Genomic DNA, 21,507 nt, shown 5'->3' on the forward strand with positions numbered 1-21,507 from the left:
AACTATACTGTAATTTTAAACTTTACAGTTCTATAAATCAAATGTTAAGTCTTGGATTCATTCTATTAACGTATAATAGGAGCAGTTGAGACAATACTTGCCTCAACCGATTTTTATATCTCTTTATAATTTTTTGCAGTAATGACTGTTTCAAACTCAAATGTTTCGGGTAGATGATCTGCATAAGAATATTCAAAAGTTCGTCCATCCGTTAAGTAAGCTACTTGTTCAACTCGCATTAGGAAATCCTGATTTGTTAAGTTCATAAACTGCTTTTCCCTATCATCTGGGCGAATTCCTTTAACCCTGACAACAGATGTCCCTACTTCAAGACCAAGTTTATTTTGAATATGTGAGTATATCGACTCCTCTAAAACAGAAGCCTCAACACCTGGGATAACCGAAATTGGCATCCATGTATGCTCCATAATCGTCGGAATGCTGTGAATGATGCGGAGGCGAATGATTTTATAGACGAAATCACCGATTGAAACTCCCAATTTCTCAGCAACTACTTCATCAGCCCCAACAATCGCAAACTCGATAATTTTACTTTCTACCTCACTGCCGTATACAGCTTTCGTACCCGTTAAAGTTTGAATCATTCGTGCCTTTTCCTGTTGACGCCAATCTTGCACCACTGTTCCACTTCCGCGTCGGCGGATGATGTAGCCATCTCTAACTAATAGATCCAGCGCTTTCTTAATAGTAAGGGCTGAAACACCAAATTCTTCAGCAAGGACGGGGCTACTCGGAATTTTTTCGTTGATTTTATATTCACCACCTAAAATTTGCTGTTTAATCTTTTGATAAATGCCGAGGTATTTTACTTGTGTTGATCCGCTTGCCATTTTCATACCTCCTTTATACTGCAAACTCTCTTCTATTCATTCAAATGTAAAGCCTCAAGTTTGTAAACTGAAGGTGATGGGGCAGCAAATCCATTTTCTAAGATTTCAATATTCGTTACCGCTTCTTCGTCTTTCACAAGTTTTGGTGCACCATTTATAATTGTTTCATACGCGGCATCATAGAAACGACCGTAATCACCAAGTGGCGTTTTAATTTGTTTTTCAATCCAGTCACCATTTGCATTACGATACTTAGCAACTCCATAGTACATCGGTGAATCTTCACCAAACCCTGCACTCTCAGGCATAATCCCCGCTTTCAAATCATTTTCCTGCTGATCTTCACCATATTTAATAAATGATCCGTTTGTTCCATGAACGATAAAGCGTGGATAATCTTTTGCTACGACATGGTTCGTTTTCAGCTTAATCTTCAACTGATTTCCGTAATGTAAACCAACATCGAAATAGTTATCAACCGCACCTTCCATTTCATTATTACGAATATCGTATGTCACCGTATCTGGACGGCCGAATAGTGAAATCATACGGTCCATCGTATGAATACCTAAACTGTAAAATGAACCTTCTTCTTTTGGAGCTTCATGAGTGATTGAACCAGGACGGAAATAATCAATATGTGATTCAATCTCAATAATATCACCAAGGAATCCTTGTTCAATTACTTGCTTCACAGCTAAAAAATCACCATCAAAACGGCGGTTTTGATAAGGCATAACTACTACACCTTTTTCTCGTCCTAAAGCTAATAATTCTTTCGCATGTTCCACTGTATCGCAAAATGGTTTTTCAACGATAACTGATTTTCCAGCAAGTATAACTTTTTTTGCTAATTCATAATGCGTATGTGCTGGCGTACAGATCGTCACCACTTGAATTTCCTTGTCATTCAACAATTCGTCCAAATCAGTAGTGAAGTAAACACCTTTTTCCTTATATGGAGCCGCTAATTTTTCATTTATTTGACGTACAAAAATCGTTTTTATTTTTATATTATTACGCGTGTTTACATAAGGTAAGTGATAGCGGTTAGCTGACTTTCCAAATCCAATAAAGCCCATTGTTAATGTCATATTTTTCAACTTCCTTGCTCATAAATTTTCGTTTCTATATTTATTATATAATTTAATTATTAAAAGTATATAGTTTTAACTTTATAATTATATATTAAATAAAAAATCCACGATAAAATTCGTTCTCACTATAAGTTATGGACCTATAAAGTGAAACTTTAATCAGTGGGGCGATTTATTCTCTACTGATTATTTACCCGTAAATACCGGGATGAAAAGGAGCGTAATGAACATGGCATATACTACTATATCTATGGAAATTTTCGGATCAACTGAACAAGTATGGCAATTAATCGGAGGTTTCAACTCCCTTCCAGACTGGTTACCTTATATACCTAGCAGTAAATTAACTGAAGGCGGTCGTGTACGTCATCTAGCTAATCCAGATGGTGAAACAATTATAGAACGCTTAGAAGTATTCAATGATAAGGAACGCTACTACACGTATTCAATCATGAATGCACCGTTCCCGGTCACTAATTATTTATCTACAATCCAAGTTAAAGAAGGTACTGAAAGTAACACATCGTTAGTAGAGTGGTCTGGTACGTTCACTCCTGTTGCGGTTAGTGATGAAGAGGCAATAAATCTGTTTCATGGTATATACAGCGATGGACTGAAAGCATTGCAGCAAGCATTTCTAGATTGATTCATGTAATTGATTGAGACGAAAAAGTTAATTAACAGTCAAACATTCGACTTTGTGGTTAAGTTCATTATGAAAGATAAACAAATACAAATTTCATGCCTGCTTGTTAATGACAAGAAATAAAAAATACTACCTCCAAATGGAAGGTAGTATTTTTTTATTAATCAGGAAAAACAATTAATCCCTCTTCTTTTTCCTCCTGTTTTAAATCTTCTTCTGGGAAGGTTACAGTTGAATTTTTATCCCCTGTTTTTTTTGTTTCTTCACCTGGAAATACGAAAGTTGAATTTTCTTTTCCTTCATTTTTTTCTACGTTATCTGGAAATACCATAGAATCATTGGTAGTCAAATCACTATGAAAACCAAGGTTAGACAAAATCGCTTTTAAATCTGGTAAAACCCCTATTTTATCAGATGATGGATTATTAGACTTTGTGCCTGTATTAGGATTACTTAAAATTGCTCTCAATTCTTTTGGTGTATATGCCTTACCTAAATGTTCTTTAGCAATCCCTTGAATTGATACAGCAGCCCCAGCGATTATAGGCGAAGCGCTAGAAGTACCACGGAAATTAGAAGTATAACGATTCATTATACTCTGATCTGTAACTTTTTGTCCTTTACTATTTTGATTTTGATATGTATCTAATGTGTCAACATACTCTCCCCAACCATATACATCAATTCTACTACCATAGTTAGAGAAACCTAAACGTTTATGAGGAACTCTTGCAGTAGATGCTCCAACTATAATAGCTCCTGAATCTTTAAAGTCTGGACTATTTCGATTTAAAATCTGTTTACCATTACGGTCTTTAAATTCATCTAAATCAATCCCACCATTACCAGCTGCTTCTACAATAATAATGCCTTTATCTGTACCTTTGCGAATTGCGTTAAATATACTCGGGTATACTTCTACTGGTAAAGGGTCATCTCCATATCCATCATATTTAAAGGATTCCTCTATTAATAAAACATCTCCAGCCTGTAAAGAATCTACGGCACTTAAAATAGCATCTCTTACATCGATTCTCCCATTATCTCGGATCACTGAAATTACTTTTGCCTTTGCTTTTGGTGCAATCCCAATGTTCCCAATCCGATTGTCAGCTGCAGAAACAACACCTAGAACTGAAGTACCATGAGAAAGATCATTACTCATTTTTCCAGACATAAATTCAATATTTTGACCGACTAAATCTTCATGATTTAATAACCAGCCTTCTTCCAAATCTACAAAAGTTGCTCCTTGACCATCTCCTCCTTTAATTCCCCAAGCATAAGGAGCATTAATTCCTAAAGGTGCCTCTTCAAGATATCCCTGTCTCGAAAATCTAGGTTCATCATAAGGATTGACTGATAATACAGGCAATCTCGAGCTAGTTGTTGTATTTATACTCTTATTAGAACGAACTAGTATTTTACTAGAATTGTCATTAGCAGCATATACTGTATTTGTTACAAATGTCGTACCTACCCCAGCAAAATTTGTAATTGCAAGTGATGATATCAACATACCTTTAAAATTTTTCATCTTTCCACCCCTAGTTTTCTATTAGAATTAACATATTTAATAATGTGTATGAACCGAAAAGCTTTTTATCTTATTATAAAAATTAATAGATTTTTATAACTTTTTGATTTACATAAAAACTCCTTTCATTCTTGTAATTCAATGTGTATATTTCAAAATAACAAACTCACTGTAACTATTATAGTTACACCTTTATTGATTTTCAACTACGAAATATAAATTTTTAAAAATAAATTTATATTACTTTAAAACAGAGCTAACCTTTTACGCATATAAAAAAACAAATTATCTGTGCAAATTACAGCGGTGAATAAGTTTATAGACTGCAAAAAAACAAGAAAAAGCAAAACACTAAGTGCTTTGCTCCTTATAAAATTCCTTTTAACTTTTCACCAATTAACCTCGCTACATACTCATAGCCTTCTGGTCCAAAGTGTAATCCATCTTTTTCACCATTTTCTACAAATCTTTTATAATCCCGTTCTTGAATCATTTCAGCGAATACGTTTAGAAAATAACTTCCTGTTTCCCTCGCCACTTTCTCCACCACGTCTGCATACTGACCAAGCACTCTATTTGTTCTATTACGCTGTCTTTCTTCATCAACTGGTGCAGGACTAATCAGTAGTACTTTATCTGATGAAATATGGTTCACAATCTTCTCTAAGTTTTCTTTATATGCTTGTAATGACACTTGAGAAAAAGAAACCGCATCATTCGTACCAAGAAAAACTGTTACGAAATCTGGTTTATATGATATTACATCTTCTTCAATCCTATTTAACGCATCGAATGTATTATCCCCTGGAACACCTGCATTCACTACTTTCCACTTCGGAAACATCTCTTGCAAACGTGGTGTTAATCTCGGCATTCCATCAAAAAATGTTTCATCAGCTGTAATACTATCTCCAAAGCATACTAACGTTTTCATTAAGCTACTCTCCTTTTACGTATGAAACAACTTTCCTTCTATTGCTTTTATATATCTTTCAGCAGAACGTTCAACTGCCTCATCTGCATTTTCTTTTACTACTCGATGAAAAGCATTGTATAAACGATTAAACTGTAACGGCTTCACTCGGTTCACCATTTCTTCCACTTTTCTCGCTGGTAATGGAATTAAGTTTGGATAGCTATACATAAAACTTACCCACCGCTCATCCGCTACAACTTGAATAATATCACCTGTTAACAAAATCCCTTTTCCATCATTACCTTCTTCCCAATGCAATACAGAACCACCACTAAAATGTCCTCCAAGACGATGTACAGTAATCCCATCCGCTAATTGTAAAGACTCACCAGACCAATAAATAATACGACTACTTGGGCGCATCACCCATTCTTTATCATCTTCATGTATATAAATTGGTACATCAAATGTCTCTGCCCATTCTACTTGCGTTGAATAATAATGAGGATGAGACAATGCAATCGCATCTAATCCACCAAGCTCTTTTATTTTCGCAATTGTCGTTTCATCTAAATACGTAATGCAGTCCCATAGTAAACGATATGACTCTGTTTTCACTATAAATGCCGTTTGACCGATCGCAAATCCTGGTTTTGTCGTAATACTATAAAGTCCATTTTCCTCTTCGATTATTTCATTTTTATATGTATCATCTGTTTGCAAATTTTCTAAAGTCGTCCAAGACTGCCCTTTCGGATTCACATATTGCCTCTCTTCATCACAAATATGACAACTCACCGGTTCCTCTACACTCGCTGCATACTGCACACCGCACGTTGTACAAACGTAATTTTTCATCATAATTCCCCCTATCCCTATATTTTTATTAAACTGATTTTTGTTGATAATAATCTACTTTTTCATTTCCAATTAATAAACTTATAAAAGTAAGTAAATAAACAACTGTAACTGACAATGGAATTACAGTAAATCCTTTTTGGCTTCTGCAACATTCATCTCACTATCTCCCCCAAAATATTTGTACTATAAAGTCACCTCAACCTCGTCCATCCAATAACGCCAAGCTGCTAAATAATCTTCTAAATCTTTCGGGTGGTGCCGTAAACATGTATCTATACGCAAATATAATCCTATGACTATTTCTTCATATAAATCACGGTCTTTTTTATAAAATACACATTGTTTCATCGCATAATCGATTGTTTCTTTTGTTAAATCTTCCGGGGTTGAACAGAACGCATAAATCAAATCATATATAGGATCTCCTAACACTGGTAAAGGATCAATTACACCGTGCAGTTTATTCCCTTGAAATATAAAATTATGAAATCCAAGATCACCATGCAATAAAAATGGCTGATTTATTCCAGTCCCCCTACTTGGACTATTTGCTAACTTAAAAACCGTTCTATACTCTTCCTCACTTATGTAACGTCTTACATTTTCATGAGCTTCCATCACATTTGTCGTTAAAAATTCATTCCAAGATTGAACTGGGCTTTCTTTCCATCCCCAGCCATCAACCTCTGTAGCTACTTCATACTTATTGATAACTTCCTTTACAAGTTTACTAAGAACACTCCGTTTATGGCCTAGTTTGCAAGAAGTTGTGCCCTCAAGGAATGAGTAAACAATGTAGCGATTTAAAGGTTCCTTATATAAAAGCTTTGGAAATAATTCGTCCTTTTTATAAAACTGAAGAAAATAAGCTTCTTCACGTATGACATCCGATTCATTCAACTTTATAACGTATTGTTCATCTAACAAATATATAGTACTTGTCGTTCCCCCGTTTAATGCTTTTACGCTATTTGGATAATGTGAAATAACTTTTTCCTTAACTAGTTGTGCAGTGATTATTGAAATGTCCATTCTCTCACCCTTCAACTCCGAATATTTCCTTAATTCAAAAGACAACTTTACTATTATTTGACAAACATAAGGGAATTCCTCCTAAAAATCTTAATATAACAAAAGATAATTTTATTTCATTTCAACTGCTTCCTTCAATATTCCATCATAAAGTTCATTCCATTTATGGTAATGCGATGTGATTTCTTCACTCCAAATGATCTTCATTTAATCTAGTAATTTCTATTGAATTATCTCTTTCTTTTAACTTAAGAACCAAACTTTCTACACCAAACACTTCTGTAAACGTATGACTGCCTACAATTAAATTAATTCCTTTAAATTTCGCATGTTGCACTGTATATAATGTTTTTTCACCTGTTATGTACGTGTCACATCCTTTTTCTAATGCACGTTCAATCAAATTTGTATTGTTTCCTGCACCGGTTAAGATCGCAATCCGTTTTACTGGTTTATCGTGATTTCTCCAGCTCTTCACTTTCTCTTCCATTTTTTCTTCAAGTTTTCCAACTAAGTTTGAAAAAGGAATCGCTTCTTTATATTCTCCTATTCCCGGTAGTTCTTCTTCCTCATAGGTTGAATATTCCAGTATTGTATCTATCCCAATTGCGTTAAATAACGATGTACACGTGCCAAACTTTACAAAATCTAACGGCAAATGAATCCAAAAATGATTCATTTCATATTGCTTCAATTTCTCAATACAAGCCTCTTCCATACCAAATAAAAAACTCCACGGCGCATGATGTGTAACTATCATATCGACTCCATTTCGATACGCTTCTTCAATAGTTTCTAACGTTAAATTTGTTGTGTAACCGATTTTGTGAAATTCATCTTTACTTATATAAGTAAAACCATATTCATCATCGCCATATTTATGAAGATGCTCTCCAAATAGTGATGTTATATGTTCATTAAACTGCTTTATATTCATTTTTATTTCTCCTTTCATTTACTTTTATATTTCATAAATAAGGAAATACTAAATTACAACGTTACATACATATAGGAGGACAATATGAAACCTGAATTTTTAAAAGCTGTACATGATGCAATCGGAAATGTCGAACACATTCATATAGAGGAAAGCGGTGCTGACAGCTTACTTATTCATCATGATGATGCACAGCAGTTACAACAAGTTGCTAAGGCGTTAGAAAATAATAATTTCCGCTCCGCTTTAAGAACAACTGGAAATGCTTCGTACATTGAAGTATTGAACAGATAATGAAAGTCCGGATGTATTCCGGGCTTTCTTTTTATCCCGCTATTCACCGGGCAGTAAGACCCCACTGATTAAAGTTTCACTTTATATTGAAACTTCAAACTCTTTCACATACACCGCTGTTCCAGCAATATCTATTTGTAACTTTTCGTTTTCTATCCCTTTCGTTACATAAACAGTTACACGACCATCTTTATTTATTTCCTGTCCTTGCTCAACGATTAAACTCAATTCATGTTCAAAACCTTTCTCTAAATACTCCGCATAATACGCTCCCATTACACCTGAAGCTGTTCCTGTCACTGGATCTTCAATCGTCCCAGCGTAAGCTGATGAAAAATGACGGCCGTGCATTTGTGCTATTTCATCATAAGTTTCTAGACAAATTGGGTGAATAGAAGCATTAGGTATTTCTTTTAATACTGATGGAAATGCAGCATTATTAGGTTTCATTCTCTCACATGCATTAAGATTTTTAATCGGTACAATTACAGTCCAATTACCAGTACTTCCATATACAATAGGTAAACTTACATCTAAATCATTTACTTCTAAACCGATACTATGAGCTAATTCTTCTGCTGAACCTGTAAATTCTTTAAACTGAGGTGCTGCCTGTCTCATTTTAATAAAGGTTTCTCCATTTTCATTTACACCTATTTGTATCGGTAAAATCCCAGCCTTCGTTTCAATCATAAGGTTACTTTTCTCTTCTAATAAACCTTTTTCGCGCAAGGCATATATCGTCCCTACTGTCCCATGACCACATAACTCCATTTCAAAACCAGGTGTAAAATAGCGCATTCTTATATCTCCTACTTCTGAGGAAAGAACAAAAGTTGTTTCGTTATATCCAACTTTTTCAGCAATAATTTGCATTTCCTCTTCCGTTAATCCATCTGCTTCTAATACAATACCTGCTGGATTTCCCTTATTTGGTTTATTCGTAAATGCGTCGTAATGAAATACGTTTATAGTCTTCATTTTCTTTTTCCCTAACCTTCTTTAAAAATTTTATAATAAAGCTCTACCTCCGTTTTCAACGAACAATTATTTCTCCAAAATATTCTCTGCATCTTTTCATTTGAAGTATGTGTGCTTCCGATGTAATAAGTAGCCTCTATTTCCTTTAACATATGTAAAGATTGAAGATGCAGCCGGGAAGCAATTCCTTTCCCACGATAATAAGGCATTACCCCAAAATAAAATAATCGTCCTTCACTTTCTGTTCCAGTTTCTATATGCGGTATGGACATACCAATCGGCTCATTTTTATCATAAAAAACAATACATGACTTTTCCCAACCCTTACCTAACTCTGTTTGTACAGAATAAAAATGTTCATCGATAGTTAAAATTGAAGTTTGATTCCCTGAACCCGACATACATTGTTCCCAAATATATTTAAAATCTTTTTCCGATAACGTTCCTTCTGCTATTGATCAATATGTATATTGTCTTTCAAGCTCTTCTACATTGTTCAATTCTCTACATACTTCTATCTTTGCGGCATACAAAGAAAAACCGGCATCAAGTAACACTTTTGCGCTTGAGTTATGACTACTAAACCTTTTGTTTAATACAATACTCGCTCTTTTTAACTCCCAATTAAAACAAACCTCTTCAAATCTACTTATCTTTTCTTTATATGTTTGTACGTTATACAAAACGTCTTCTTCGATTTCTTCAATCGTTACTGCATTTGGTAAGCCATTTAAGACTTTTTTAGAAGGGCCAAACAAATTCTGAATGATTGCAAGATCGTATATCACCACTTTATTTCACCTACACCTGGCTCAATAAACTTCCCTGAAACATGCTCGTTTGAATCTATTACCCAATCATATATATTTTTTGCTCCTTCAGCCGGAGTCATATTCGCATCAAAAGCACCAGTGTCAGTCTTTAATTTTCCTGGGTGAATAGCAGTTACATGAATTCCTTTATCCTCAAACTCTTGTTGTAAACAGAGCGTTAACATATTTTGTGCAGCTTTAGCAATTCGATATGAATATGAAAACTGACCTTGTGGAAACTCTTTGTTCGCCATTTTATGCAATGAACCTAACCGAGAGGACACATTTATGATTCTCGGATGATCCGATTTAGCTAAAGCCATATATGTACCTTTTACAGCTCGAATTACACCTAAGCAATGAATATTAAATAAGTCCGTTAACTCTTCTGAATTTGTATGTAAAGCCTCAGTCTCCTTTCCAGTAATTCCTGCGTTATTGATAACTAGATCTATATACTCTGCATATTCCTCAAGCTGGTTTTTCATTTGCTCCGTACTCTCATCAACTGATAAGTCTGCTAATATAGGAAAACATCTGCAACTAAACATTTTCTTCAATTGTGTTAACGCAACCTCAGTTCTAACTAACGGATAAACGATATGTCCATTTTCATGAAACACTTTTACTAACTGTAACCCTAATCCGCGATTTCCACCTGTAATTAGCACTCTCATATATTCATCTCCTTATTTTTAAAATAAATAAGAAAATCCATCCACTTACCATTCTCTAATGAAAACGCCTCTCTCTTGCATTCAAAAGAAAAACCTGCTCTTTCCGCAAGACGAACGGATGGTTCATTATCAACATGTATATGTAACTCGATTCTATGAAAATGAAGACGATTAAAAAATAACGGTAACGCGGCTTTTACACTTTCTATCCCATATCCATTTTTCCAATATTGATTATGAATAGAGTAGCCCATCATTGCCCACTGATAGTCCATACGTAAAATTTTTATAAGCTCTAACTTACCAATATTAGCTCCGTCTTCTTTACGAAAAATACCTAATACGTACATCTCATCTCGATGTGCTGCTTCATCAAAGCCTCTTATCCATTCCGTGAACCATTCTTTTGTTGATGATGCCATAACTTGATAACCATCGTCATATTTATACTGAGATGGTAACCTCTTATTAAATCCATCTAACCAACTTTCATAATCATCTTTTTGAAACGGACGGATCATAAGTCTCTCTGTCTCTATTTGTAATAGCGGCAGCTTCATTTACATCTCTTCCCTTGATTAATATTTGAATATTCTTTATTATCTTACACAAAATACAAAATCTAGTAAATTATTATGTTTTTGATAAACAAGGGCCTGTTAAACTACAATATTAATTTTTGAGAAATACAAAAAGGAAACCCTGTTCTAAAGGGTTTCCTTTTGTCATCACACTACCAAACTTATCTGTAATTTAAAACGTTGTATTCTGTCTTTAATATTCCATAAACATCAACATCTTCATATGTATTTAATAAAAGTCTATTTTGTCTCAATGTGCCTTCTTTACGTAAACCCGACTTCTCTAATACTTTAATCGACGATCTATTTCTGGAAATGGCAGATGCCCAAATTTTGTTTAGACCTAATTCGATAAAGCCAAATTGAATCATTCTGTTTACAGCCTCAGTTGCAAAACCCTTTCCCCAATAATTCTTACCAATCCAATAACCAAGTTCACCTCTATTGTTACCCTTGTCAATTCTTAGTGTAATTGTACCTACAATTTCTCTTGATTCTTTAGAGACAATTCCTAAAGGATATTCAATTCCTTTCCTAATAAGTTCTGGTTGCATATCAACCCAATCTTGCGCGAACTCCAATTTATATGGATGCGGAAGCCCAAGAATATTAGCTAATTCCTTGTCATTAGCCAATTCTTTAATTCTAAAAACATCATCATTGGTAAAAGGTTCTATACATAAATGCTCAGTTTCTAATTTTATAGCCATCTTTTCTCCCCCTTGTACTGAAATTAGTTAGATCCCTTTATTTTCAATATTACACCAAAAACACAAAATTTTTAAAATCTTTATGATGTCTACTAACAGAACCATAAACAAAAAATCCAGTTATGCTTTGTACATAACTGGATTCCTCATCATTTAATCGTTTTTATTTTACAAGTATATTTTCTCTTAATTCCCTTTTCAATACTTTCCCTAAAGCATTTTTCGGTAATTTGTTCATAAATACAACTTTGGGTATTTTATAGCTTGCTAGTTTTTCTTTACAATACTGTATAATTTCTTCTTCCGTTAAAAACGTTTGCATGTCTTTTACAATGTACGCTGTCGGAACCTCTCCCCAAAAGTCATCTGGAACTCCAACTACTGCAACTTCTAAAACACCATGTATTTCATGAATAACATCTTCTACTTGATCTGGATATACGTTGTCACCACCGCGTATAATAACGTCTTTATATCTTCCCATAATATGCAGGAATCCATCATCATCTATCATGCCAGCATCACCCATGTTAAACCAGTTATCTTTTACTACCTTCTTTGTCGCCTTTTCATTATTCCAATATCCTTTAAACATGTATGGACTTTTCACATGAATCTCTCCAACTTCATTTGTTGTTAGTTCATGTCCTGTTTCCGGATGAATAATTTTCACCTCTACATTTTTCAAGGTCTTTCCTACAGAAGACATCTTTTCTTTTCCCATCATTGGATGCCATGAGGTTACAACCCAACCTTCTGTACTACCATAGCCTTGCACCATATATATGCCTTTTTCCATATATTTTTGAATGAGTGTTTCTGGCACTTTTGTACCACCGCTTTGTGCTACTTTAAAGGTTGAAATGTTACGTTCTTTTTTATTTAGTTCATCAAGCATGTAACTATAAACGGCTGGGAAAGCAAGCATCGTAGTAATTTTCTCTTCCTCAATCTTATCCCAAATAAGAGCAGGATTCGAATTAGCTAAGAAGATCATCGTAACGCCATGATAAATACAATTTAAAATAGAAAGCACGCCACTCATATGAAACAATGGATGCACAGATAAAAAGCGTTCACCTGCTGGGATTTCTCTTTGTCCCGCAATTTCAGCAAAATAATGATGTAAGTTTTTATGTCCAATTACACATGCTTTTGCCTGTCCAGTCGTTCCTGATGTAAACAAGTAAATGGCATCGTCTTCTTCATGAACTTCTACGTTCGGTTCTGTCGTTGGCTGTTTTTGCAACTCTAATTCAAATGAACCAAAGTCTTCTTTTGTTGTTTGAATTACATAAGGAATTTCTTTAACAGCATCAACCTTTAATAACACTTCATTAAATTCTTCATCAATAACTAACACTTTTAATTTCGCTTCTTTTACAATCGTTTCTAATTCATAAACAGTCAGCTGATGATTTAGCGGAATAAATACCGCTCCAATTTTTAAACTTGCCATCATAACGCTTGGAAATGGGTGATTATTTTTGCATAGTATTCCTATACGATCTCCTCTTTGCACACCATTATGTAACAAATAATGTGCAAACTGATTTACTCGTTCATTATATTGCTGAAACGAATATCTTTTCGTCCCCCCTACAAGCGCTTCCAAATTTGGTGATTGAATTGCTCTCTTTTGTAATAATTGTCGCATCGTTCTCAAGTAAAACTCCCCTTTATATATGTTAGGTTTTTTATTTTACCAGATTAACTATTAATTTACTAAAGATTACACTTAGTGAATATAAGAAGAATATAAAATATCCATTTACTTTACAAGTAAATGGATATTTCCCATTATATATTAGAATACTTCTTGTTCATCACATATTGCACATACTCAGGTGCACTTTTATCAATCTCTTCATCACCTAGTTTATATTCTGCACCATATAAATAAAAGGAAGGTATAAATTCCATACCTGTGTATAAGCATGTAGCTTGGAATGGTTTCGTCAACTCATCCATTGTAATCCCACTATTTTCATAGTCTTTTTCTAATCCACCTATAGAAATAGCTACACCAAATTCTTTCCCCTTCACTTTATCTCCTTTAGATCCGTACGCAAATCCATATGTTAATACATCATCGAACCATTTTTTTAATAATGGTGGTGAGCTGTACCAGTAAAGCGGAAATTGAAATATATATCTGTCATGTTCTACTAATAACTTTTGCTCTTCTTCAATATTAAACTCCCAATTCGGTGCCACTTTATACAATTCATGCACCGTAATTTCATCCGAATATTTCTCAAGTTCTTCAATCCATCTTTTATTAATTTTTGATTTTTCAATATCAGGATGTGCTACAATTACAAGTGTTTTCATCTTTTTTCATCCCCTTTATAAATTATTCAACCCTTTACGTATTAGTATGAATGAGTCACATATAATTGAAAAGTACGTACTTTAAAGTGCTATAGGAACCTTAAAGTACCTGTGGAGGTGTTATATGAATCAAAATGATAATTGCCCAATTGCAACAACACTCGATGTAATCGGTGGAAAATGGAAAGTTCATATTTTATGTATTTTGTCAGATGGAAAAATGCGAACAAATGAAATTAAACGAGAAATCCCAAACATTACACAAAAGGTTCTTACACAACAACTTCGGCAACTTGAAGCTGATGGGATTATCTATCGTACCGTATATCAAGAAGTTCCACCAAAGGTTGAGTACACACTAAGTGAATACGGAAAATCTTTAATGCAAATAATGGATAATCTGTTTGAATGGGGAAAAGATCATCAGATTAAAAGATTACATGACTAAAAAAGCACTATATACTTTGTTTCATCCTCTACGTTCATATTTTTTATTTCTATAAAGTTTATTTTCATCATTTTTTAGCTAACTTGTTTTCTTAGATTGATGGACGTGACCCCACATCCATCAATCTAAAAAGATACAATTAGAAAAATGAGATTTCTATAAAGTTTCGCATATAAACACTACTTCCGCCTCATTAAACGCTCGCTCTACTTTTTCTAATCTCAATTGTACGTAAGCTATAAAGAAGCACCCCTAAACCGAGAATTTTTTCATTATTAGACGCATTAGAACCTAAGGTAATAGTAGGTACATTTAAACCCATAAACCTTTCACTCCATTCTATAGGCATATAAAAAGATACTCCTTAAAAATAAAAACGCTATTCTCTCTGTAAAATCATAGAAAAGAATAGCGCTTTTTATTTTGAAATAGAAATCATCATTTAAACTAAACATGCTAATATTGATTTTGTGCGATTGTCAGTTACCTCATAATAAATTTCTAATCCTTTCCGAGTACCTGTAACCATTTTAGCAGCTTTTAGTTTAGATAAATGTTGACTAATTGTACTTTGAGGCATTTGTAAATCCCCATACATTGTTGTTACATTAGTAGGACCTTTTGCAAGCATTATTTTTACTAAAGATAGACGAACTGGATGCGCCAATACCTTTAACACCTCAGCGATTTCTTGAAACATTTCTTTTTTTTCTTTCATCTTATTTCTCCCCTTTTATATACATATTTATGTTATCCATATATATAATTCGAAGGTATATGCGTTTTTGTGTCCGTCATTTTAAAAAAATATAAAAAAACTTTAATCCGAAACTAAAGGATTAGCTTAACATAATGTCTCACCATTAATGATGAATAGGAATCTCATTATAGAAGCAGCAGTTTTTATACTACACCTCTACATTCAACTAACTAAAACCAATGAAAAAAAGAGCAGATAGTCTGCCCTTTTATGATGCCTCCTTATGTTCCGTGGAATGTTTAACACTCCCCAGTCTCTTTAATTTATTCCACCCTACCGCTACTCCTCGAATTGATGAGAATATAGATTTAATGACAACATAAGTCATAAATTGACGATAAATAAAGCGTTGTAAAATTAACCATGCCAATGGTTTTGGGTTCTCTTCCTCTAATTTAAATGCGAATAGAGAAGCGAGAAGATCCATTAAAAAGAAAACAAGATAAAATCCTAAAACTTTTAGCGGATTACTACTAAATAGTCCTATAATCATTAATATATCTGCAAAAGGAGCAATGAATTGCAGCACATATTGGAATAACCACATATTAGGCAGTGCAATAAATCCTAATGTTTTATGCTTTGGATTACATAACGCTTTTCGATGTTTCCAAAGACATTGAAGTGTACCATATGACCAACGATACCGCTGTTTAATGAGACTTTTCACATCTTCAGGTGATTCCGTAAAAGCATGCGCTTTTTCTTCATATACAATTCTATGCCCTTGACGTAAAAATGTAATAGTAAGATCCGTATCTTCTGCTAACGTATCTTCGCTTAAATATCCAGATTCAACTACATTCTTTTTGCGCCACGCCCCAATAGCTCCTGGAACTACTGTAATACAATTTAACTCATCAAAAGCTCTACGTTCTAAATTAAACCCTGTAATGTACTCAACATGTTGCCAAGTAGTTAACAAATTCCGTCTATTCCCCACTTTGACATTACCTGAAACTGCAGCTACATTCTGATCTTCAAAGTGTCTAACCATTAGAGAAATGGCGTCTTGCGCAATAATAGTATCCGCATCTAAAGTGACAATGATTTCTCCTCGCGATTGTTGAAACCCTAGGTTCATTGCCGATGATTTCCCGCCGTTTTCTTTCTGAATGAGACGAACTTTAGGGTGTTTATAAAATGTTTCTTTCATTACTTTTGACGTACCATCTGTCGATCCGTCATCCACAACAATAACTTCAAATTCTCTATAATTACTATCCAAAATTGAGTGAATTGTCTTGACTATCACCTTTTCTTCATTATATGCTGCTATGACAACACTAACAAAAGGTTGATAGGACGAATTAATATAGCGAGATAACGTTTTTCTTTTCTGCTTCCATGCAAAATAAATTAAGAATAAAAATCGAAAAATCCCTAATCCAATAGCAATATAAAAAATAGTTGTTAATATATGCTTAAAGTATCCTGCCCCTGAAAAGACAGCTTTATTGTAAAGTAAATATTGCTTCCCCTCAGAAGAAACAGGAGGCATAATTTCATCTCGTTCTTTATTCATTAAATCTGAAATTGTTACAAAACTATATCCATGCTTTTTTAGGTCTTTAATAATGATTGGGAGCGCCTCTACTGTATGTGTACGGTTCCCTCCCGCATCATGGAGAAGAATAATATTTCCCTCTCCCTTATAAATGGGATTAAGAGCACGCTTTACTAATTCATTTGTTGATGGTGTTGCCCAGTCTTCGGGATCAACTTTTTCCGCTACCATTGTATAGTTCATATTTTGTGCACGTAAAATAGGCAATATTTCATTTGATGAATCTGGGTTAGCATCCGCTTCATATGGTGGTCTAAATAAAACCGTAGAATGTCCAGTTACTTCCTGAATTAAACGTTGCGTCGTATTAAGTTCTACTTTCGTTCGTAGTAAAGACGTATCTGCTATGTTAGGATGCTTGAAAGTATGATTGCCAATTTCATGCCCTTCATCGTATATTCTTTTTACAATACTAGTATTTAGTTGCGCGTTTTCACCAAGTACAAAAAAAGCAGCTTTTATTTGATTCTCTTTTAATATATCTAATATTTCTGGCGTATATTTCGGGTCTGGTCCATCATCAAATGTTAATACTACTTGTTTCCCATTTGGTTTTCCATATCGTTGCACTTCATATGCAGATGGTAAGGATCTATATACTTCATCTGTAATATACTCATCTTTGCCTACTTTAAAATCTCTCAATCCATTTTTTCTTTCATTCTCAATCTGTAAAATTTCACCTTGTCCAGAATAATTCACTTCATCTAAACTACTGATTTTATGTAATACATTAGGATTTTTTTGTACCTCAATAGGATTTTTTAAAACTTTCCATATTGTAGGATCTTCTGCTCCTAATCTCCATAGCGCAAACCCCTTTGCATGATTGTCCATTGCGATTTTCACTTGATTATAAAGAGTAACACCGTCTAAGAACCAAGCAGTATGTTCTTTCTCTCCTGTTTTATATCTAAAATACGGATTTCCACTCATCTTATCCCATTGAATTTTTATATTTGAATCATGAGCCATTGCCATAACTTCTGAGAAAGTCATAGACTTTGCAGCTTCTTTACTATTTACTTCCCAATCATATCCATAGTTACCGAAAGCAACTATAAGTTTATTAGACGGAATATTCAGTTCTTTCAATGTATGTTGGAACCATTTATTTGAAGCAATTGGTCCTGGTTCCCCGGCTCCATAGTGCTCATCGTACATCATTACAATCATTCGATCTATTATTTTTGCTAACGCACTATAATCAAAAGCCTTATCATTAGCTGGAACATCTTGTGTAACGAGCAAATCATGTTCATGAAATTCCTTAGTAAGTTCTTTCATAAAATTTGTTAAGTTTTCTTTATCACTTTCAGGTACGGACTCAAAGTCAATATTAATACCTGAAAACTGACTCTTTTTAACTTCGCTTACTAAATTATTAATAAATTTCGTCTTCACATCATTCGGCGAATTCAGTAACTTATGGATAAGCTCACTATCAGGGCCAGAAGCTTTTTCTGTATAGTTAGTAAGTAACGGCATAATCTTCACATGATTTTTTTTTGCTAGTTTTACAATCTCAGGTTTTATCTCACTTCTAATCGTTAAATCTGCTTTTAAATGATACCACTCTGGTACTAACGTAGTTAATGAATCGATATTTTCTTTTAAAGAAGCGGTACTATTTTCATCCCAGTTTACATAAAAACCATACACTTCTTTAGGATGTTTACTATCCTTCGGCGGATTCACCAAATTTTTATTATCCTTCGTTTCGGTATTTGGGTTAAATTCTTCCTTCTTTAACTGCTGATCACTAAGTTTTTGATTAATTGGTACAAGTTTAGTATCTTGTTGTACAGCGGTATTCATATTTGGAATTTCTGGTGTTGAAAAAATACTTTGAAAGAAAAAATAAAATACAACACTTACACTAACTATTGAGATACATAGAAACCAAATAAAGGCTATGTTTCTCCTTCCTTTCGGATCATAAAAAACAGGTTTTTCTTTATCTTGTTGAATGTTTTTCTCCATTATATTTTTCACATACTCCTTCTTAATAGAACTATAGAATATTAAAGTGCAACTTTAATCAGTGGGGGTTTTGTTCACCCCCCACTAATCATCAGCCCTCACCAATCGGGCTGCCCAGCAAATAGCGGAATAAATCCTTTTAGCTTTGAAATGAATCTCTCACTTCCATATTCTATTGATTCTTCTTTTCATTCCCTTGCTGGTGGCCTCTATTTTCTTGTTGAGACCCCCTACCATTGTTCCCTTGCTCGTTTCCGTCATTTTCTTTCTGGGATCCTCTTCCATTGTTCCCTTGCTGATTCCCATTATTTCCTTGTTGAGGATTTCTTCCATTGTTCCCTTGCCCATTTCCATTATTCCCTTGTTGAGACCCTCTTCCATTGTTCCCTTGCTCGTTTTCGTTATTTCCCTGTTGAGATCCTCTTCCGTTGTTCCCTTGCTCGTTTCCGTCATTTTCTTTCTGGGATCCTCTTCCGTTGTTCCCTTGCCCATTTCCATTATTCCCTTGTTGAGATCCTCTTCCGTTGTTCCCTTGCCCATTTCCATTATTCCCTTGTTGAGATCCTCTTCCGTTATTCCCTTGCTGATTCCCATTATTTCCTTGTTGAGCTTCTCTACTGTTATTCTCCTGTTGATTCCCTCTATTTTCTTGCTGAGATCCTCTTCCATTGTTTTCTTTTATTTGCTTCGATGGCTGTTCCTCTGTTTTCTTTTGTTCTTTCTGCTCTTGCTTTTCATATTTTTTCTCTTTTACAGGAGACAAATCGAGTGTTGCATCAGGAGATGACTCCGGCTGTGATTGCACCTCTTCTTCGTTTTTCACCGGATTAGACGGGGTGACAGGAGGCGTAAGTGATTTGTTCTTCTCATTCTCTTGCTTTATATAGACACCTGTGCCAATTCCAGCTTTTCTAGCATTCTCTCGTATTTGCATTGTGCTACTTTGATATTCAACTGTAATATGTTTTAGCTCATATTCTTTCTTTAATTCTTTCATTGCCTTTTCCAAAAGTGGTTCTAGTGCCTTGTCCTTTGCAACAGCTGTTAGCATAACTTGCTTATCATTCGTTAAATACTTATCCTCTTGACTTTGATTTATAATAGTACGTATTACTTCTTGTAATTGTTTATTTTCCCATTGCTTCAATTCTTTTAAAATACGCCTTCCATCATCATTACAAGCCTGCAAATCTATAACACGAAAATCCTTCGTTACGCTCACCTCTAAACTTGGATTTATATCAACTGAGACGTAAGCAAATACTTTTTCTTCTGGTTGGTTGTAGAAAAACAAAACTGCAAATAGAAAACAAGCAACAAGTATTGATGCAGGCTTTAAAAAGAAAGGAATCGAAAAATGCGATGCTTTTTGTTCTTGCTCATCAAACGAGATTTCCTCCCCGATTATGCAAGAATCCCCTTTTCTTTTACACGTAATAAACTCTCCATTTGGTGTTAAAACAACTACGCTATGCTTTTTTATATCCATCACAATTCCTTTAGTCATCATGCTTTTCCCCTCTTATGTAATCCAGAATATATGTATAGTTGTTTGCAAAAATAATACACATTGCAATAATGTATTTTCTATGTCGTTCCAACGTTTTACGACTTACCCTAACACGCGGTTCAATCTGTTTAAGCGGTAACTTTTTCTTTCGGAACAGCTCTTCCATCATTTCCTCTTCTTTTATAATAATTTTCACAATTTCTATTAATTGCTCACGCGTATCACGATGCTTAGGAGATTCTTTAGCAAGCTCTGAGAATGTGATTTTAAACTCAGCTAGCACACTTTGAAAATGAAGAATTTCCTCCTTACGGTTACTATTTTCCATCTCTTTCATATACTCCGTAAGCGACACTTGCATTTCTAACATTTCCTCTTGCTCATCTTCTTTTAAAAAGACAAAGTTATGTTTAGACTCCTTACGTATATAGTCAATTACATCTCTTTTTATAAGAAGATCAGCAAACGCTAAAAAGGATTTTCCTTTTGTATAGGAATACTTTTCAATTGCTTCGTTAAACGCAAACAATCCAATGCTATATTCATCATCCTGTTCTGTAATATATCGGCGGCAGACAGATGAGATTGATTTTCTAATAAAAGGTTGATACTGTACGATAAACGCTTCTTTATCTTCTTCATTATTTTGTATGTTACATACGATATCTTCTATTTTCGGTTTTCTTAAGATCTTCATTACTAAACTCAACACTTGTAATCTCCCAGCCTCCTTCAAATAGTAAAATGGCCACTACACAAGTGACCATTTAACCAGATTTTCTTGGTACTTTTCTTCGGTCTTGTTTTCTTGCTGTTAGTTATATTTTTAGAGTCTAACGTTTTCTTAATGATTTTTTCTTTTCTCTCGGCACTACAGTTAAGTTTGTATTTTTATCTACTTTCTTATTTTCTACCGTTCGTTTTGCTTATTCTTTTTCTATTTTATCTGCAATCCTTGAATAACTCTCCTCTA

General features: G+C 34.2%; 21 protein-coding genes and 2 pseudogenes. 3 read left to right on the plus strand and 20 right to left on the minus strand.

Annotation, left to right across the window (positions count from 1 at the left end; genetic code table 11):
- Positions 1–113: 113 nt before the first annotated feature.
- Entirely contained in the window at positions 114–851 is a 738-nt protein-coding gene (locus NST27_RS16585) for a GntR family transcriptional regulator (protein ID WP_000146295.1), read from the minus strand.
- A gap of 32 nt (positions 852–883) precedes the next feature.
- A complete protein-coding gene (locus NST27_RS16590; protein ID WP_000176636.1) occupies positions 884–1,945 on the minus strand; it encodes an oxidoreductase in 1,062 nt (353 codons plus the stop codon).
- A gap of 232 nt (positions 1,946–2,177) precedes the next feature.
- On the opposite strand from NST27_RS16590, the gene NST27_RS16595 reads away from it, so the two are divergent.
- Entirely contained in the window at positions 2,178–2,594 is a 417-nt protein-coding gene (locus tag NST27_RS16595) for an SRPBCC family protein (protein ID WP_000332044.1), read from the plus strand.
- A gap of 160 nt (positions 2,595–2,754) precedes the next feature.
- Here the strand turns inward: NST27_RS16595 and NST27_RS16600 are convergent, their stop codons facing one another.
- The 6 genes and pseudogenes from NST27_RS16600 to NST27_RS16620 all read right to left on the minus strand — a co-directional run bounded on the left by NST27_RS16600 (position 2,755) and on the right by NST27_RS16620 (position 7,877).
- Positions 2,755–4,131 carry a S8 family peptidase gene (locus NST27_RS16600; RefSeq protein WP_061661967.1) on the minus strand — a complete coding sequence of 459 codons (1,377 nt, stop codon included), beginning with the start codon at positions 4,129–4,131 and terminating at the stop codon, positions 2,755–2,757.
- Between the two features lie 367 nt (positions 4,132–4,498).
- The gene (locus tag NST27_RS16605; RefSeq protein WP_000855202.1) at positions 4,499–5,065 is read right to left on the minus strand and encodes an SGNH/GDSL hydrolase family protein; all 567 of its coding nucleotides are present in this window, start codon (positions 5,063–5,065) and stop codon (positions 4,499–4,501) included.
- Positions 5,066–5,080: 15 nt separating this feature from the next.
- Complete coding sequence (locus NST27_RS16610; RefSeq protein WP_001986571.1) at positions 5,081–5,908, minus strand: MBL fold metallo-hydrolase; 828 nt, start codon at positions 5,906–5,908, stop codon at positions 5,081–5,083.
- 25 nt (positions 5,909–5,933) lie between these two features.
- Positions 5,934–6,050: pseudogene (locus tag NST27_RS29630) on the minus strand (DUF7010 family protein); the annotation flags it as partial.
- Between the two features lie 41 nt (positions 6,051–6,091).
- Complete coding sequence (locus NST27_RS16615) at positions 6,092–6,940, minus strand: phosphotransferase (protein WP_001986501.1); 849 nt, start codon at positions 6,938–6,940, stop codon at positions 6,092–6,094.
- A 187-nt stretch (positions 6,941–7,127) separates the two neighbouring features.
- Entirely contained in the window at positions 7,128–7,877 is a 750-nt protein-coding gene (locus tag NST27_RS16620; RefSeq protein WP_001022446.1) for a Nif3-like dinuclear metal center hexameric protein, read from the minus strand.
- A gap of 84 nt (positions 7,878–7,961) precedes the next feature.
- On the opposite strand from NST27_RS16620, the gene NST27_RS16625 reads away from it, so the two are divergent.
- A complete protein-coding gene (locus tag NST27_RS16625) occupies positions 7,962–8,171 on the plus strand; it encodes a hypothetical protein (RefSeq protein ID WP_000801651.1) in 210 nt (69 codons plus the stop codon).
- Positions 8,172–8,252: 81 nt separating this feature from the next.
- Here NST27_RS16625 and NST27_RS16630 read toward each other — a convergent pair whose 3' ends face one another.
- The 7 genes and pseudogenes from NST27_RS16630 to NST27_RS16660 form a co-directional block, all read right to left on the minus strand.
- A complete protein-coding gene (locus tag NST27_RS16630) occupies positions 8,253–9,152 on the minus strand; it encodes a PhzF family phenazine biosynthesis isomerase (protein ID WP_000849329.1) in 900 nt (299 codons plus the stop codon).
- A gap of 11 nt (positions 9,153–9,163) precedes the next feature.
- Positions 9,164–9,940 (minus strand): annotated as a pseudogene (locus NST27_RS16635) (GNAT family N-acetyltransferase).
- The gene (locus tag NST27_RS16640) at positions 9,937–10,641 is read right to left on the minus strand and encodes an SDR family NAD(P)-dependent oxidoreductase (RefSeq protein ID WP_001264499.1); all 705 of its coding nucleotides are present in this window, start codon (positions 10,639–10,641) and stop codon (positions 9,937–9,939) included. The pseudogene NST27_RS16635 and the gene NST27_RS16640 overlap by 4 nt, the downstream one beginning before the upstream one ends.
- Positions 10,638–11,201, minus strand: coding sequence for a GNAT family N-acetyltransferase (locus NST27_RS16645; RefSeq protein ID WP_000775348.1), 564 nt, complete (start codon positions 11,199–11,201; stop codon positions 10,638–10,640). Before NST27_RS16645 ends, NST27_RS16640 begins: the two co-directional genes overlap by 4 nt.
- Positions 11,202–11,383: 182 nt before the next feature.
- The gene (locus tag NST27_RS16650; RefSeq protein WP_000985518.1) at positions 11,384–11,932 is read right to left on the minus strand and encodes a GNAT family N-acetyltransferase; all 549 of its coding nucleotides are present in this window, start codon (positions 11,930–11,932) and stop codon (positions 11,384–11,386) included.
- Between the two features lie 163 nt (positions 11,933–12,095).
- Complete coding sequence (locus NST27_RS16655) at positions 12,096–13,589, minus strand: class I adenylate-forming enzyme family protein (RefSeq protein ID WP_080008964.1); 1,494 nt, start codon at positions 13,587–13,589, stop codon at positions 12,096–12,098.
- Positions 13,590–13,732: 143 nt separating this feature from the next.
- Positions 13,733–14,266, minus strand: coding sequence for an NAD(P)H-dependent oxidoreductase (locus tag NST27_RS16660; protein ID WP_000855230.1), 534 nt, complete (start codon positions 14,264–14,266; stop codon positions 13,733–13,735).
- 124 nt (positions 14,267–14,390) lie between these two features.
- On the opposite strand from NST27_RS16660, the gene NST27_RS16665 reads away from it, so the two are divergent.
- Entirely contained in the window at positions 14,391–14,714 is a 324-nt protein-coding gene (locus tag NST27_RS16665) for a winged helix-turn-helix transcriptional regulator (RefSeq protein ID WP_001072981.1), read from the plus strand.
- A gap of 193 nt (positions 14,715–14,907) precedes the next feature.
- On the opposite strand, the gene NST27_RS16670 is transcribed toward NST27_RS16665, so the two are convergent.
- The 5 genes from NST27_RS16670 to sigI form a co-directional block, all read right to left on the minus strand.
- Positions 14,908–15,063: a hypothetical protein gene (locus NST27_RS16670; protein WP_001121202.1), complete on the minus strand. Its 156-nt coding sequence runs from the start codon at positions 15,061–15,063 to the stop codon at positions 14,908–14,910.
- Between the two features lie 93 nt (positions 15,064–15,156).
- A complete protein-coding gene (locus tag NST27_RS16675) occupies positions 15,157–15,432 on the minus strand; it encodes an ArsR/SmtB family transcription factor (RefSeq protein ID WP_000660066.1) in 276 nt (91 codons plus the stop codon).
- A gap of 250 nt (positions 15,433–15,682) precedes the next feature.
- Positions 15,683–19,024, minus strand: a complete 3,342-nt coding sequence (locus tag NST27_RS16680) for a glycosyltransferase (protein WP_000414274.1) — start codon at positions 19,022–19,024, stop codon at positions 15,683–15,685.
- Between the two features lie 172 nt (positions 19,025–19,196).
- Positions 19,197–20,534, minus strand: a complete 1,338-nt coding sequence (locus NST27_RS16685) for an anti-sigma factor domain-containing protein (protein ID WP_033689235.1) — start codon at positions 20,532–20,534, stop codon at positions 19,197–19,199.
- Positions 20,524–21,246, minus strand: coding sequence for an RNA polymerase sigma factor SigI (sigI, locus tag NST27_RS16690; protein WP_002098197.1), 723 nt, complete (start codon positions 21,244–21,246; stop codon positions 20,524–20,526). The genes NST27_RS16685 and sigI overlap by 11 nt, the downstream gene beginning before the upstream one ends.
- Positions 21,247–21,507 lie beyond the last annotated feature (261 nt).

The organism is Bacillus sp. FSL W8-0770 (assembly GCF_038008705.1).
In the GTDB taxonomy this organism is placed as follows: Bacteria; Bacillota; Bacilli; order Bacillales; family Bacillaceae_G; genus Bacillus_A; species Bacillus_A cereus.